Raw genomic sequence first — 15,443 nt, forward strand, 5'->3', positions numbered from 1 at the left:
GTCGCAGGCGCAGGCCGCGGCGCCCGTCATCGCCCTCGCGCTCGCCCCTCTCGCGGTCGTGCTCGTCGCGACGGCGGTCGACGCGTCGATCCGCTCGGCCCACACGCTGGCCCTGCTGGCGACGCTCGCCGCGATCGGCGGCGCGATCCGGCTCGCGTCGACCGGGGTCGGCGGCGTCGAGGCGCTGTTCGTCCTGCTGATCCTCGCCGGCCGCGCCTACGGCGCACGGTTCGGGATGCTGCTGGGCGCCGCGTCGCTGCTGCTGTCGTCGCTCGTGTGGGGCGGGGTCGGGCCGTGGCTGCCGTTCCAGATGTTCGCGTGCGGCTGGGTGGCGGCAGGCGCCGCTCTCCTGCCGGCGCGGGTGCGGGGGCGCGGCGAAGTCGTGATGCTGGCGGGGTACGGGGTGATCGCGTCGTACCTGTTCGGCCTGGTCATGAACCTCTGGTTCTGGCCGTTCGCCGTCGGGGCGGGGACGTCGATCTCCTACGTCCCCGGCGCGCCGCTGACCGAGAACCTCGCGAGCTTCCTGCTCTACTCGCTCGTCACTTCGACGGCGGGATGGGACACCGTGCGCGCGGTCACCACCGTCGTCGGGATCGCGCTCGTGGGACGCCCCCTGCTGCGCTCGCTGCGCCGCGTGAAGCCGGTCTCGGCGCCCGTCGCAGTGCCCGGGACGCCCGAACCCGTCGCCGTCGTGCGAAGCTTGTAGGGCGGCCCTCACCCCCGACGAGCGCCGCGGAGGGACCCCCGCATGAAGATCACGAGATCCTCCGATTGGCGGGACGCTCTTCCATTCGAGACGCCCGTGCTCGCGGCCGAGGCCGTGCCCGGCGAACCGACCCGCTGCGTGAGCTGCCCCGCCGGCAGCGAGCCGCGCGAGCGCACCGAACTGTGGGTCGTGAAGCACCGGCATCCGAACAATCACGCCGGCTTCGTGCGGTACTACTGCGCCGAGCACGCCCCGAAGACCGCGCCGCCGCCCGCGCCGTCCGTCGCCCGGCCGGGCAAGCCGCGCGGCACCGCTCCGAAGCCGCGCCCCGAGCGCACCGTCGCCCCGAAGCGCCCCGCGGCCTCGCTCGACGTCGTGCGCGCGATGTGCCCGGACTGCTTCGTCGAGGTCTCCGCGACCGGCGTCTGCGGGATGTGCGGCCAGCAGGTCGCCTGAGCGGACGTCACGGCTGACGCGGGACGTCCGCAACGTTCGCGAGCCACCATTCTTCGAGGTGATCGATGGCTGAGCCGGGCAGAAGCCCCGAACCCGTCGAGAGACCGGTCGTCCCGTTCCCTCCTGCCGTCTGCATGCTGCGCAGCAGCAACACCGAGGAGTCGACGACGGTGACCCTCAGGTGCGGCTCGTCACCTTCGAGGACGTCGTAGCGCAGGACGCCACCCTCCGACCGATCGACAGCGCCGTCGCACGAGGCGATGAGGCCCACGAGTGGTGCACCGGCAGCTTGCCTGGCTGATCCGAATCGCCAGACGGATGCCGCATAGGCGAACTCGACGGCGTCGTCCGTCTCACCTCCGACGCGCGCAGACGTCTGATCCGTCGCTCCCGCCGCGAACATGTCGTCGGCGGGCTCGGAGTATGCCGGGGTGTCACCGACTGCCATGGTGCACGCCGCTGCCGGATAGCCAGGCTCCGCCTTGGCCGGGGCGCACGATCCGTCGCCTCGCACGTACCGCGCCGAGCTCCATTGCATCGTCGACACGTCGTCGAGTCCCGGCATCCCGTCTACAGAGTTGCCGATGCGGAGGTCCTCGCTCGCCGCCACCGTGCACGCGTGGGCGTCGTCGGGTGACGACACGGCCGTGCGTGACGACGTCGGGGTCCGCGCCGACTCCAGACCCGCCGTCGACACGCAGCCCGTCAGCACGACGGCGAGTCCCGCGACGAGGAGCAGGATCCGGAGCAGGCGCATCCTCGCAGTATGACGTGTCCGAGCCCCCGCCTACCGTCGGCACGGTGACGGAACCGGTGCGGTGGTGGTGGCAGCGGCGCCAGTTCTCGCGCGGCCTCGACGTGCCCTACCCCGTAGGCACCTATCGATCGGCGTGGGCGGCGTACCCCGAGCTTGTCCGCCAGTACCACCCCGACCTCAACGAGGGGATCTCGCTGTCGCAGATCCCGCCCGCTGCCGACGTGCTGCTGTGCTGGGAGTGCACCGCGGGTCATCGGTTCGCGGCGACGCCGACCGAGCAGCGCGAACGGCCGGGACGGGTGCGGCGGCGCTCGGCGTGGTGCCCGGAGTGCTCCGCCCTCGCCGCTCCCCGCCCTGTGAAGGTGGTCGAGCGCGTCGACGCCGCGCAGGTGCTCGCCGCCCTCGACCGCGCGAAGGCGGTGCGGATGCCGGCGGCCCCCGCTCCCGCGCCGCGACCGAAGCGGGCGGCACCCACGGTCTGTGAGAAGACGCCGGACCTGCCCGTCGGGGAGCCGTTCGTCAGCGCGTGCGCTCCGCGGCCGGCATCCGCTGCCGAAGGCCGACTGCGCCTGCAGCTCACCGAAGCCCTGCTCTTCACCGAGGGGATGACGGCGGTGCGCGTCGGGCGGCCGTTCTTCCGGCACCGAGAGGTGTGGCCTGACATCCTGCTGCCCGAACTGCGGGTCGCGATCGAGTATGACACCCCGGGGCGGCACGGGCTCGAGCACGTGGGGAAGCGGGAGGCATCCGACCGGCGCAAGGATGCGCTGCTGCGCGCCGCCGGCTGGGAGGTCGTGCGGCTCCGCACCGGCGGGCTCGAGCCCCTCGGCCCGCACGATGTCGTACTGCGGACGGCGGGCACGAAGACGGTTCCGGCGATCCTCGACGCGCTGCGTGGGATCCGCGGCGACCTGGTCGTCGACGCCTACCGGCGCTGAGTCAGATCGGCTCGTTCCAACCGATCACGCGGGCGTTGCCGAGCGGCACCGTGCCCGGTGCTAGCACGTGCGGGATGCCATGGAACCTGTGTCACTCGCCATCGGATCGCACCCGTCTCAGGCGAGCGCGACCGCCGACCACGACACCGGGGGCAGCGTGATCGTTAGGGTGCCGCCGTCCAGGGCCGCGGAGTCGTTCGCGCGCGGCGCGACGCGCTCCCGGTCGTCGAGCGTGTTCTTCGCGTACACGTCGTCGTCCGAGAGCGTGTGCGTCTCGGCGATCGAGGTGGCACCGAGGCCCGACACGTCGACGGTGACCTCGATCGACTCGGTCGTGCTGCGGTTGACGAGGAACACGGCGCTCCGCCCCGTGGCGTCGTCGTGCGTGGCGACGGCGTCGACGAGCGGCACCTCGCCGAACACGGCGGTCTCGTACGACGGCGCGTCGACGAGCACCCGCATCGCCTCGCCCTGCGCGAGGCGCGACGTGAGCGAGAACGGGAAGAACGTCGTCTGGCGCCACGCCGGTCCGCCCGGCTCGGTCATGATCGGCGCGATGACGTTCACGAGCTGCGCGAGCGACGCGCTCGCGACGCGGTCGGCGTGCTTGAGCAGCGAGATCATGAGGCTGCCGAACACCACGGCATCCACCACCGAGTAGACGTCCTCGAGCAGGCGCGGCGCGACCGGCCAGTTGTCGATGCCGTCGATCTTCTCGACGTTCTCCCACCGCGAGAGATACCAGACGTTCCACTCGTCGAACGAGATGTCGATCTTCTTCGACGACCGCTTGACGGCCGCGACGTGGTCGGCGGTCGCGACGACCGTCTCGATGAAGCGGTCCATGTCGACCGCCGAGGCGAGGAAGCTGCCGATGTCGCCGTCCTTCTCCTCGTAGTACGCGTGGCACGAGATCAGGTCGACGTCGTCGTACGTGTGGGTGAGGACGACCCGCTCCCATTCGCCGAACGTCGGCATCGTCGCACCCGACGAGCCGCAGACGACGAGCTGGATCGACGGGTCGAGCTGCCGCATCCCCTTCGCGGTGCGGGACGCGAGCTTGCCGTAGTCCTCCGCCGAGCGGTGACCCAGCTGCCAGGGGCCGTCCATCTCGTTGCCGAGGCACCACATGCGCACGTCGAAAGGCTCGGTCGCGCCGTTCGCGACGCGACGGTCGCTGAGAGCCGTCCCCGAGCGGATGTTGCAGTACTCGAGCAGGTCGATCGCCTCGAGCGTGCCGCGCGTGCCGAGGTTGACCGCCATCATCAGGTCGCTGCCGACCTTGTCGAGCCACGACGAGAACTCGTGCAGACCGACCTCGTTCGTCTCGGTCGAGTGCCAGGCCAGGTCGAGGCGGCGCGGGCGCTCGGCGACGGGACCGACCGAGTCCTCCCAGCGGAAGCCCGACACGAAGTTGCCGCCCGGGTAGCGGATCGTGTCGACCCCGAGCTCCTTGACGAGGTCGATGACGTCGGTGCGGAACCCCTCGGCATCCGCCGTCTCATGACCCGGCTCGAAGATGCCGTCGTAGATGTGCCGGCCGAGGTGCTCGACGAAGCCGCCGAAGATCTTGCGGCGGACCTCCCCGATGGGGGCTGCGGCGTCGACGATGAGGCGTGCAGAGGTCATGTAGGGCTTTCTTGGTCAGACCGGTAAACGTTGTAATTCATGATGACCGCGCGGATGCCGGTCGTCAAGGTCTCGGTCGAGCGTCAGCGCGCCGGCGCGGACTCCCGCACGCGCAGCTCGAAGGGTGCCGACACCACGCGCGCTTCGCCGGCGGCATCCCCCACCCGGTCCAGCAGCGTGTCGACCGCGGTCTGCGCGATCCACCGCCGACCGGGGTCGATCGTCGTGAGCGACGGGATCGCGTACGCCGCCTCGTCGAGGTCGTCGAACCCGACGACGGCCACCTCGTCGGGCACGCGTCGCCCCGCCTCCTGCAGCGCGCGGATCGCGCCGAGCGCAAGGGTGTCGTTCAGCCCGAACACCGCGTCGAAGTCCACGCCGCGCGCGAGCAGGTCGCGGACGGCGTCGGCGCCGCCCGCCCGGTCCCAGAACCGCGTCGCGACGATCAGGTCCGGATCGTGCGCGACACCCGCGTCGGCCAGAGCCGCGCGGTGGCCCCGCAGGCGCAGCCCTGCCGCGCCGTCGTCGTCGTGCGCGCCGAGCACGGCGATGCGCTGACGGCCCGCGGCCAGAAGATGCGCCGTCGCCGCCTGCGCCGCGTCGACGTTCTGCATGGTCACGTGGTCGACGGGCGCCTCGTAGACCCGTTCGCCGAGCAGCACCGTCGGGTACGTCCGCGGGCGGTCGGCGAGGTCGGATGCCTCCAACCCCAGCGGACTGAGGATGAGGCCGTCCGTCAGCCCGAGCCGGGGAATGCGCAGCAGCTCGCGTTCCCGGTCGCGCTCCCCGCCGGTCTGCTCGACGAGCACGACGACGCCGCGCTCCTCGGCGCGGGCGATGACCATCCCCGCGAGCTCGGCGAAGTAGCTGAACGAGAGATCCGGCACGGCGAGGGCGATCACGCCCGTCCGTCCGCTGCGGAGGCTCCGGGCGGTCAGGTTGGGGGTGTACCCGAGCTCCGCGATCGCCCGCTGCACCTTCTCCCGCGTCGCGGGGCGGACGTGCGGATGCGCGTTGATGACGTTCGACACCGTCTTGATCGACACGCCGGCCACCCGTGCGACGTCGTGCAGTGTCGGTGTCATCCGCCCTCCCGGCGTCACTGTACAGCGGAGCGCAACCCCTGCGTGGCCGGCGGTCGCGGTCCCTAGGCTGACGCCATGACCTCGACAGCCAAGAGCGCGGCCCACGACGCCAAGAACAGCCGGGCGGTCCACGTCCTCGCCCGGGCAGGCTTCGCCGCGAGCGGGATCGTCCACATCCTCATCGGCGTGATCGCCATCTCGATCGCCCTCGGCGGCGCCGGCGGACAGGAGGCCGACCAGTCGGGCGCCCTCGCGCAGCTCGCCGCAGCCCCCGGTGGCATCTTCCTGCTGTGGGCCGTGACGATCGGGCTGGCCGCCCTCGGGCTGTGGCATCTGCTGAGCGCCGTCCTCGACCGCAGCGCCGACTCCGGCAAGGACCGCGCCGTGCACATCGTCAAGAACGGCGCGAAGGGGCTCGTCTACCTCGCCCTCGCCGTCACGGCGGGCACGTTCGCCGTGGGCGGGTCGTCGAGCTCGTCGGGCTCGACGACCTCGCTCACCGCGGGCCTGCTCTCGACGCCCGGCGGTGTGTTCCTCGTCGTCGCCATCGGGATCGTGCTGATCGCCATCGCGGGGTACCTCGTGGTCAAGGGCGTCACGCGACGCTTCGAGCGCGACCTGAGCATGCCGGGCGGGACCGCGGGCCGCGGCGTGCGGATCCTCGGCACCGTCGGCTACATCGCCCGCGGCGTCGCGATGGCGGGTGTCGGCGTCCTGTTCCTCTTCGCCGCGGCGACCAACGACCCCGAGAAGTCCAGTGGACTCGACGGAGCCCTGCGCACGATCGCCGACCTCCCCGCCGGCAAAATCCTGCTCGTCCTCGTGGGCGCCGGCTGGATCGCGTACGGCGTCTACGCCTTCTTCCGCGCCCGCTACACGCGCCTGTGAGGCCCGCTCACCGGGCGCCCGTCAGACCGAGAAGTACTTCGCCTCGGGGTGGTGGAACACGAAGGCATCCGTCGACTGCTCGGGATGCAGCTGCAGTTCCTCGCTGAGCTCGACCCCCATCCGCTCGGGACGCAAGAGCTCGACGACCTTGCGCCGGTCCTCCATGTCGGGGCACGCCGGGTACCCCAGCGAGAAGCGCGCGCCGCGGTACTCGAGCTTGAACAGCCCGGCCGTGTCGGCGGGATCCTCGCCGGCGAAGCCGAGCTCGGCACGGATGCGGGCGTGCCAGAACTCGGCGAGCGCCTCGGTCAGCTGCATCACGAGCCCGTTGAGCTCGTAGTAGTCGCGGTACCGGTCCTCGGCGAAGAGCTTCGCGGTGACCTGATCGATCCGGGCTCCCGCCGTCACGAGCTGCACGGGCAGCACGTCGACCTGCCCCGACTCGCGGGAGCGCACGAAGTCCGCGAGGCAGAGGTGCCGGTCGCGCCGCTGGCGCGGGAACGAGAACCGCAGCCGCTCGGTGCCGACCTCGCCCCCAGAACCACCGTCGGGGGCGAGCAGCCCCGGCACGCCGAGGCGACCGGCGGCATCCGCGCCGTGGTGCAGCACGACGACGTCGTCGCCCCCGCTGACGACGGGGAAGTAGCCGTAGGCGACGGACGCGTCGAGCATGCCCTCGGCGAGGATGCGGTCGAGCCAGTACCGCAGCCGCGGCCGCCCCTCGGTCTCGACGAGCTGCTCGTACGTGAGGCCGTCGTCGCCGCGCCCGGGCTTCAGCCCCCACTGCCCCATGAACGTCGCGCGTTCGTCGAGGAAGGCGGCATAGTCGGCGAGCGCGACACCGCGCACGATCCGGGTGCCCCAGAACGGCGGGGCCGGGACGGGGTTGTCGGATGCCACGTCCGACCGCCCGGGCATCGCCTCGGGCTCGGTCAGGGTGAGCTTCGACCCCGCGGAGTGGATGCGCTTCTTCAGCGGCGGGAGGCCGACGGATGCCGGGTCCGCCCCGCGGGCGATCTTCACGAGGGGCTCCATGAGCGCGAGGCCCTCGAAGGCGTCCTTCGCGTAGCGGACCTCGCCCGGGAAGATCCCGGCGAGGTCGTCCTCGACGTAGGCGCGGGTCAGCGCCGCGCCGCCGAGGATCACGGGCCAGCGGCCGGCGAGCCCGCGCGAGGCGAGCTCCTCGAGGTTCTCCTTCATGACGACCGTGGACTTCACGAGCAGGCCGCTCATGCCGATGACGTCGGCGTCGTGCTCCTCGGCGGCGGCGATGATGTCGGCGATGGGCTGCTTGATGCCGAGGTTCACGACGGTGTAGCCGTTGTTGGTCAGGATGATGTCGACGAGGTTCTTGCCGATGTCGTGCACGTCGCCGCGGACGGTCGCGAGCACGATCGTGCCCTTGCCCGAGGCGTCGGTGCGCTCCATGTGGGGTTCGAGCAGCGCGACGGCGGTCTTCATCACCTCGGCGGACTGCAGGACGAACGGCAGCTGCATCTGGCCGGCGCCGAACCGCTCGCCGACGACCTTCATTCCCTCGAGCAGGTGGTCGTTGATGATCTCGAGCGGGGCGATGCCGCCCTCGCGCGCGAGGTCGAGGTCGGCCTCGAGGCCCTTCAGCTCTCCGTCGATGATGCGACGCTCGAGCCGCTCCCCCACGGGCAGGGCGGCGAGCTCGGCGGCGCGCTGGTCGCGCAGGGCGGTGGTGTCGACCCCGGCGAACATGTCGAGCATGACGGCGAGCGGATCGTAGGTGACGTTCCCCTCGGCATCCGTCTCGCGCCGGTCCCACACGAGGTCGAGCGCGACTTTCCGCTGCTCCTCGGGGATCGAGGCGAGCGGGACGATCTTGGCCGCATCGACGATCGCCGACGTGAGACCCGCCTGCGTCGCCTCGTGCAGGAAGACCGAGTTGAGCACCGACCGCGCCGCCGGGTTGAGCCCGAACGACACGTTCGAGACGCCGAGGGTCGTGTTGATGCCCGGGTACTTCTCGACGAGTCCGCGGATCGCCTCGATCGTCTCGATCGCGTCGCGCCGCGTCTCCTCCTGACCGGTCGCGATCGGGAAGGTGAGACAGTCCACGACGATGTCCGAGACCCGCATCCCCCACTCGCCGACCAGCTCGTCGACGAGCCGCGACGCGATGCGCAGCTTGTCGACGGCGGTGCGCGCCTGCCCCTGCTCGTCGATCGTGAGGGCGATGACCGCGCTACCGTGCTCCTTCACGAGCGGCATGATCCGCCCGAACCGGCTGGTGGGCCCGTCGCCGTCCTCGTAGTTCACCGAGTTCACGACCGGACGCCCGCCGATCAGTTCGAGACCCGCCTGCAGGACAGCGGGCTCGGTGGAGTCGATGACGAGCGGAAGAGTGGATGCCGAGGCGAACCGCGACACGATCTCGCGCACGTCCGCGACCCCGTCGCGACCGACGTAGTCGACGCAGACGTCGAGCAGGTGCGCGCCGACGCGGATCTGGTTCCGCGCGATCTCGACGCAGTCGTCCCACCGCCCCTCGAGCATCGCCTCGCGGAAGGCCTTCGACCCGTTCGCGTTCGTGCGCTCCCCGATCGCGAGGTAGGCGGTGTCCTGGTCGAACGGCACGTGCTGGTACAGCGACGCGACCCCCGGCTCGGTCACGGGCGACCGCGGTGCGGGCGTGGCGACCGGGCGCAGGCGCTCGACGACGGCGGCCATGTGCTCGGGGGTCGTGCCGCAGCATCCGCCGACCAGTCCCAGCCCGAACTCGCGGACGAACTGCTCGTGGGCCGTCGCGAGCTCGTCCGGGGTGAGCGGGTAGTGCGCCCCGTCGGCGGTCAGCACCGGGAGTCCGGCGTTCGGCATGCACACGACCGGCACCGTCGCGTGCTTCGACAGGTGCCGCAGGTGCTCGCTCATCTCGGTGGGGCCGGTCGCGCAGTTGAGACCGATCGCGTCGACACCGAGGGGCTCGAGCGCCGTGAGCGCCGCACCGATCTCCGACCCCATGAGCATCGTGCCGGTCGTCTCGACCGTCACCTCGACGAGGATCGGCAGACGGATGCCGCGACTCACGATCGCCTGCTTGCAGCCGTTGACGGCGGCCTTGGTCTGCAGGAGGTCCTGCGACGTCTCGATCAGCAGCGCGTCGGCGCCCCCGTCGATGAGGCCCTCCGCCTGCAGCGCGAAGGTCTGCTTGAGGTGGTCGTAGGTCGTGTGACCGAGGCTCGGGAGCTTCGTGCCGGGGCCCAGGGATCCGAGCACCCAGCGGAGGCGGCCGTCGCGCGCCTCGGCGGCGTCGACGCGTTCCCGCGCGATGCGCGCCCCGGCGGCGGCGAGCTCGTGGATGCGGTCGTCGATGCCGTAGTCCGACAGGTTCGACCAGTTCGCCCCGAACGTGTTGGTCTCGATGGCGTCGATCCCGGTGGCGAGGTACTCGTCGTGGATGGCGGCGATCATGTCGGGGCGCGAGACGTTGAGGATCTCGTTGCACCCCTCGAGCTGCCGGTAGTCCTCGAGCGTCGGGTCGTGCCGCTGCAGCATCGTGCCCATCGCGCCGTCGGCGATCACGACCCGCTCGGCGAGCGCGTCCAGCAGCGCCTGCGCCCGGGCGGGGCGCGGGACGGACTCGACGTCGAGCGGGTGACGGGGGGCGAGGGGGCTGCTCACCCGCGCGAGTCTACTTCCGGCGCGGCATCGCGGACCCGCCCGCCGACCACGGGCGTCACGACCGCGACGAGGGCCAGGATGGGGGCATGCACCTGCCTCCGCTGGCCGACCTGCGCGCGAGCGCGCGGGTGGTCGCCCTCCCGCTCCACACCCGCTTCCGCGGCATCGACGTCCGCGAGGCGCTGCTGCTCGAGGGACCGGAGGGGTGGGCCGAGTTCTCGCCCTTCGTCGAGTACGACGACCGCGAGTCGGCGGCGTGGCTCGAGGCCGCGATCGAGTACGGCTGGGAGCGCACGCCCGCGGCGGTGCGCGACACGGTCCCGGTGAACGCGACGGTGCCGGCGGTGGCCGCGGCATCCGTCCCCGAGGTGCTCGCCCGGTTCGACGGATGCCGCACCGCGAAGGTCAAGGTCGCCGAGCCCGGGCAGACCCTCGCCGACGACGTGGCGCGCGTGCGGGAGGTGCGCGCCGCGATGGGACCCGAGGGCCGCATCCGCATCGACGCCAACGGCGCGTGGAACGTCGACGAGGCCGAGCACGCCGTGCACGCCCTCGCCGGCTTCGACCTCGAGTACGTCGAGCAGCCGTGCGCGACGGTGCCCGAGCTCGCCGAGCTGCGCACCCGCATCCGCTGGATGGACATCCCGATCGCCGCCGACGAGAGCGTGCGCAAGGCGGACGACCCGGTCGCCGTCGCCCGCGCGGGCGCGGCGGACCTCCTCGTGATCAAGGTGCAGCCCCTCGGCGGCGTGCGTCGTGCGCTCGAGATCGTCGCCGAGGCGGGGCTTCCGGCCGTCGTCTCGAGCGCCCTCGACACCTCGGTGGGCCTGGCGATGGGCACAGCCCTCGCCGCGGCCCTGCCCGACCTCACGTTCGACTGCGGGCTCGGCACGGCGTCGCTGCTCGCCGCCGACGTCGCGGCGGAGCCGCTGCGGCCGCGGTCCGGCGCGCTGCCGGTCGGTCGCGTCACCCCCGACGCCGCACTGCTCGACGCCCACGCCGCAGAGCCCGAGCGGCGGGACTGGTGGCTCGCTCGCCTCGAGCGCTGCCACGCGATCCTCGCCGAGTAGGCGTCAGGCCTCGCCGACCAGCAGCGGCACGAGCTGCTCGAGGCGCGACTGCATCGCCCGGTTCGCCTGGCGCTCCGACAGCCGCTCGAGGGCCGCCTGCACGCTGCACTGCTCCGACACGTCCAGCAGCAGCGACGCCGCGTCGGCCACCGGCATCCGCAGCGGCAGTCCGTGGCGCTCGCTCACGTCGCGGACGATCGTCTCGATGCGGCCCAGCATCTGCGCCCGCCACGCCAGGAACGCCTCCGCCAGTCGCGGGTCGCGGAGCGCCTGCGTCCGCACCTCGCTGAGCAGCTGCGGCTCCATGCGTTCCGCAAGCGACATGTCGGCGATCTGCCGGACGAGATCGAGCGGACTGTCGGTGCCGGAGAGCCGCCGGACGCGCACCGACACCTCGTCGAGCTTGTCCTCGGAGAGCCGCGTGATGAGGGCGAGGAAGAGTTCGTCCTTGGACTCGAAGTTCGAGTAGAACGCGCCGCGGGTGAACCCCGCGCGCTCGCAGATCGCCTCGACGGATGCCGCATCCAGTCCGACCTCGGCAAACACCTCGTGCGCCGCCTCGAGCAGGCGCGCTCGCGTGTTCTCTCGGCTTCGCGTCATCTCACACCCACCCCTCAGGCTCGGCACCGGCATGCGGGTCTACGCTACACATGTGTATCGGATACAGCGCTGTATCGAAGCCGTCCGACTCTGACCAGGAGCGCCCGTGTCCACCATCCTCTTCACCCTCGGCCGATGGGCCTACCGCCACTCGTGGCGCGTGCTCATCGCGTGGATCGTCCTGCTCGGGATCGTCGGCGGCGGCGTCGCCCTCTTCGCCAAGAGCACCGACAACTCCTTCACGATCCCGGGCACCGAGGCGCAGCAGGGTCTCGAGCTGCTGAACCGCACGTTCCCGCAGGCCAGCGGCGCGAGTGCGCAGCTCATCGTCGTCGCGCCCGAGGGCGAGAGCGTCGAGGACCAGCCGCTCCGGGGAGAGATCGACGACCTGGTGACGACGCTCGGCGGCATCGACGGCGTCACCTCGGCGACCTCGCCGTTCGACGAGATGGTCGACGGCCTCGTCTCCGACGGCGCCCGCGCGGCGCTCGTCCAGATGCAGTTCGACGGTCAGTCCACCGAGGTGTCCGACGCGACGATCGCCGCGGTCGAGAAGGCCGCGACGGACTTCCACGACCAGCTGCCCGCCGGGGCGCAGTCGGCGCTCGGCGGAGACCTGTTCGCTGCGTCGATCCCCGCCCTCTCGATCGTCGAGGTGATCGGTGTGCTCGTCGCGCTCTTCGTCCTCATCGTGACGTTCCGCTCGTTCGCCGTCGCCTGGTTCCCCCTCGTCAGCGCGCTCATCGGCGTCGCCCTCGCGATCGCCCTCATCTTCCTCTCGACCGCCGTCACGACGATCTCGTCGACCACCCCCATGCTCGCCGTGATGCTCGGGCTCGCGGTGGGCATCGACTACGCCCTGTTCATCGTGTCGCGCCACCAGGATCAGGTGCGCGCGGGCATGGACCCCGAGGAGTCCGCCGCCCGCGCCGTGGGCACCGCGGGCTCGGCGGTCATGTTCGCCGGCGTGACGGTCATGATCGCCCTCGTGGGCCTCAGCATCGCCGGCATCCCGTTCCTGTCGACCATGGGCATCGCCGCCGCCGTCGCCGTGGCGGTGGCCGTCGCGGTCGCCGTCAGCCTGACACCGGCCCTCCTCGGGTTCGCGAAGGGCCGCGTGGTCGGCTGGGGCGGACGGATGCTGCAGCGCGGCATCCCGACGCGACGCCGCAAGAAGGAGGCCGACGAGACCGAGGCCGAGGCCGAGGCGACGGATGCCGCGCCCGCGGCCCCGGCCGCCATGCCGCCCAACCACTGGGTGATGCTCGTGACGCGGCATCCGATCATCGCGACCGTCGCCGTCATCGTCGGACTCGGCGTGATGGCGATCCCCTCGGCGAGCCTGCACCTCGCCCTGCCCAACGCGGGCGTCCAGCCGCCGTCGAGCCAGGCGCGTCAGGCCTACGATCTCAACGCCGAATACTTCGGCGCCGGGTCGAACGGCCCGCTCGTCATGACCGGCACGATCGTCACCTCGACCGATCCGCTCGGGCTGATGGACGACCTCAAGAAGGAGGTCGAGGCGATCCCCGGCGTCGAGCGCGTCGCCCTGGCCACCCCGAACGAGACCGCCGACACCGGCCTCATCCAGATCGTGCCGACGACGGCTCCCGACGATCCCGCGACCGCCGACCTCGTGCGCGAACTGCGGTCTCACCACGACGAGTGGGAGAAGGAGTACGGCGTCGACCTCAAGGTGACCGGCTACACCGCCGTCGGCATCGACGTCTCCGATCGTCTGGGTGCGGCCCTGCTGCCCTTCGGGATCTTCGTCGTCGGCCTCTCCTTCATCCTCCTGATGATCGTCTTCCGGTCGATCTGGGTGCCGCTCAAGGCGACCCTCGGCTACCTGCTGTCGATCCTCGCCGCCTTCGGCGCGGTCGCCGCGGTGTTCGAGTGGGGCTGGCTCGCCGACCTCCTCCACGTCACCCGCACCGGCCCGGTCATCAGCTTCATGCCGATCATCCTCATGGGCGTGCTCTTCGGCCTGGCGATGGATTACGAGGTCTTCCTCGTCTCGCGCATGCGGGAGGACTTCGTCCACGCCGTGCGCGCCCGCGGGGGCCGTGCCGACCGCGCGACCGCCGTCGCCGCCGTCCGCAGCGGCTTCACCGCGTCGGCGCGCGTCGTCGTCGCGGCGGCCGTCATCATGTTCGCCGTCTTCGCGGCGTTCGTCCCCGAGGGCGACAGCTCGATCAAACCGATCGCCCTCGGGCTGGCCGTCGGCATCGCCGTCGACGCCTTCCTCGTGCGCATGACCCTCACCCCCGCCGTCATGGCCCTGCTGGGCGAGAAGGCGTGGTGGATGCCGCGCTGGCTCGAACGCCTGCTTCCCAAGGTCGACATCGAGGGCGAGGCGGTCGAGCACGAGCGCAGCCACGCCGACTGGCCCGAGCCGGACTACCGCGGCGCGCTGGCGGCCGACGACCTCGAGGTCCGCGCCGAGACCGCCGACACCGACCTCGTGCTGTTCTCCGGCGCGAGCGTCCGGCTCGACGACGGCGGCACGCTCCTCGTGACCGCCGACGACCCGCACGTCTCGCGGGCGTTCCTGCTGACCGTCGCCGGGCGCATCGAGCCGGCGGCCGGACTCCTCCGGGTCTCCGGGCACCTGCTGCCCGGGCGCGCGCCGTGGGTCCGCGCCCACGTCTCGGTCGCCGATCTCGCCGGCGCCGACGCCCCCCTCAGCGAGCTGCGCAGCGCCCTCGCCGGGCGCACGCGCTTCGTCGTGATCGCCGGTCTCGACACCCTGACCGGGGCATCCCGCGATCAGGCCGCCGCGCTCCTCCGCGACGCCGCCAACGCGGTCGCCGCGAAGGCCGGTGCGCTGACGATCGTCGCCTCGGCGCGCGACCTCGACGCGGCGCGGGTCCTCCTGGGCGACGCCTACCGGCCGAGGCCCGAGCTCCTGCGCCTCACCGCCCCCACCCTCCGCACGACCGACGCCGACACCCAGGTGATCCCCTCATGACTCTCCTCTTCGAACGCGCACAGACCCGACGGCCCGTCTCGTGGCTCACGCTGCTCGGCGTGCTCCTGCTGCCGGCCGTGATCGGCGGCATCCTGGTCGCGGCGCTCTACAACCCGACCGAGCGGCTCGACGCGATGAACACCGCCATCGTCAACAACGACGAGCCGGTCGAGGTGAACGGGCAGTTGACACCCCTCGGCCGCCTCCTGACGGCCGGACTCGTCGAGGGCTCCGACGACCTCGACAGCAACCTGACGTGGACGATCTCCAACGAGGACGACGCGACGGAGGGCCTCGAGGACGGCACGTACGACGCGATCGTCACCATCCCGGAGAACTTCTCGGCCGCCGCCACCTCGACCGCCCCCGGCGGCACGCCCGAGCGCGCGACGATCGAGCTGACGCCCTCCCCCGACGCGCGCATCGTCGACGACGCCATCACCAACCAGGTGACGAGCACCGCGGCATCCGTCCTCGGCGAACAGCTGACCACGACCTACCTCGAGAACGTGTTCCTCGGCTTCACCACCCTGAACGAGCAGCTCGGCAAGGCCGCCGACGGTGCGACCCAGCTCGCCGACGGCGCGACGAGCGCCGCCGACGGTGCCGCGCAGCTCGCCGACGGCGCGACGACCGCGGCCGACGGCGGCTACTCGCTCGCCGACGGCGTTCGGCAGCTGTCGTCCGGTGCG

General features: G+C 71.9%; 11 protein-coding genes and 1 pseudogene. 7 read left to right on the forward strand and 5 right to left on the reverse strand.

The window, feature by feature from the left end; genetic code table 11:
* Nucleotides 1–709, forward strand: a pseudogene (locus tag NH287_RS13285) (ECF transporter S component); the annotation flags it as partial.
* A 42-nt stretch (nt 710–751) separates the two neighbouring features.
* A complete protein-coding gene (locus tag NH287_RS13290) occupies nt 752–1,165 on the forward strand; it encodes a glucose-6-phosphate dehydrogenase (protein WP_253035992.1) in 414 nt (137 codons plus the stop codon).
* A gap of 7 nt (nt 1,166–1,172) precedes the next feature.
* Here the strand turns inward: NH287_RS13290 and NH287_RS13295 are convergent, their stop codons facing one another.
* Nucleotides 1,173–1,922 carry a hypothetical protein gene (locus NH287_RS13295; protein WP_253035993.1) on the reverse strand — a complete coding sequence of 250 codons (750 nt, stop codon included), beginning with the start codon at nt 1,920–1,922 and terminating at the stop codon, nt 1,173–1,175.
* A 44-nt stretch (nt 1,923–1,966) separates the two neighbouring features.
* Here NH287_RS13295 and NH287_RS13300 point away from each other — a divergent pair, with 44 nt between their 5' ends.
* On the forward strand, nt 1,967–2,860 hold the full coding sequence (locus NH287_RS13300; protein ID WP_253035994.1) for a zinc-ribbon domain-containing protein: 894 nt from the start codon (nt 1,967–1,969) through the stop codon (nt 2,858–2,860).
* A gap of 117 nt (nt 2,861–2,977) precedes the next feature.
* Here NH287_RS13300 and NH287_RS13305 read toward each other — a convergent pair whose 3' ends face one another.
* A complete protein-coding gene (locus NH287_RS13305) occupies nt 2,978–4,489 on the reverse strand; it encodes an alpha-N-arabinofuranosidase (RefSeq protein WP_253035995.1) in 1,512 nt (503 codons plus the stop codon).
* A gap of 83 nt (nt 4,490–4,572) precedes the next feature.
* Nucleotides 4,573–5,574 carry a LacI family DNA-binding transcriptional regulator gene (locus tag NH287_RS13310; protein ID WP_253035996.1) on the reverse strand — a complete coding sequence of 334 codons (1,002 nt, stop codon included), beginning with the start codon at nt 5,572–5,574 and terminating at the stop codon, nt 4,573–4,575.
* A gap of 75 nt (nt 5,575–5,649) precedes the next feature.
* On the opposite strand from NH287_RS13310, the gene NH287_RS13315 reads away from it, so the two are divergent.
* Nucleotides 5,650–6,462 (forward strand): DUF1206 domain-containing protein, encoded by an 813-nt coding sequence (locus NH287_RS13315; protein WP_253035997.1) that lies wholly within the window; start codon nt 5,650–5,652, stop codon nt 6,460–6,462.
* Nucleotides 6,463–6,483: 21 nt separating this feature from the next.
* Here NH287_RS13315 and metH read toward each other — a convergent pair whose 3' ends face one another.
* Nucleotides 6,484–10,110: a methionine synthase gene (gene metH, locus NH287_RS13320; RefSeq protein WP_253035998.1), complete on the reverse strand. Its 3,627-nt coding sequence runs from the start codon at nt 10,108–10,110 to the stop codon at nt 6,484–6,486.
* Between the two features lie 86 nt (nt 10,111–10,196).
* On the opposite strand from metH, the gene NH287_RS13325 reads away from it, so the two are divergent.
* The gene (locus tag NH287_RS13325; protein ID WP_253035999.1) at nt 10,197–11,180 is read left to right on the forward strand and encodes an o-succinylbenzoate synthase; all 984 of its coding nucleotides are present in this window, start codon (nt 10,197–10,199) and stop codon (nt 11,178–11,180) included.
* 3 nt (nt 11,181–11,183) lie between these two features.
* Here NH287_RS13325 and NH287_RS13330 read toward each other — a convergent pair whose 3' ends face one another.
* Nucleotides 11,184–11,780 carry a TetR/AcrR family transcriptional regulator gene (locus NH287_RS13330; protein ID WP_253036000.1) on the reverse strand — a complete coding sequence of 199 codons (597 nt, stop codon included), beginning with the start codon at nt 11,778–11,780 and terminating at the stop codon, nt 11,184–11,186.
* Between the two features lie 106 nt (nt 11,781–11,886).
* Here NH287_RS13330 and NH287_RS13335 point away from each other — a divergent pair, with 106 nt between their 5' ends.
* Both NH287_RS13335 and NH287_RS13340 read left to right on the forward strand, forming a co-directional pair.
* Nucleotides 11,887–14,751, forward strand: coding sequence for an MMPL family transporter (locus NH287_RS13335; protein WP_253036001.1), 2,865 nt, complete (start codon nt 11,887–11,889; stop codon nt 14,749–14,751).
* The coding region (locus NH287_RS13340) for a YhgE/Pip domain-containing protein (RefSeq protein WP_253036002.1) at nt 14,748–15,443 on the forward strand (696 nt) is incomplete at its 3' end. The genes NH287_RS13335 and NH287_RS13340, both read left to right, overlap by 4 nt.

The sequence above is a fragment of the Microbacterium sp. CnD16-F genome (assembly GCF_024124465.1).
Lineage (GTDB): Bacteria > Actinomycetota > Actinomycetes > Actinomycetales > Microbacteriaceae > Microbacterium > Microbacterium gawkjiense.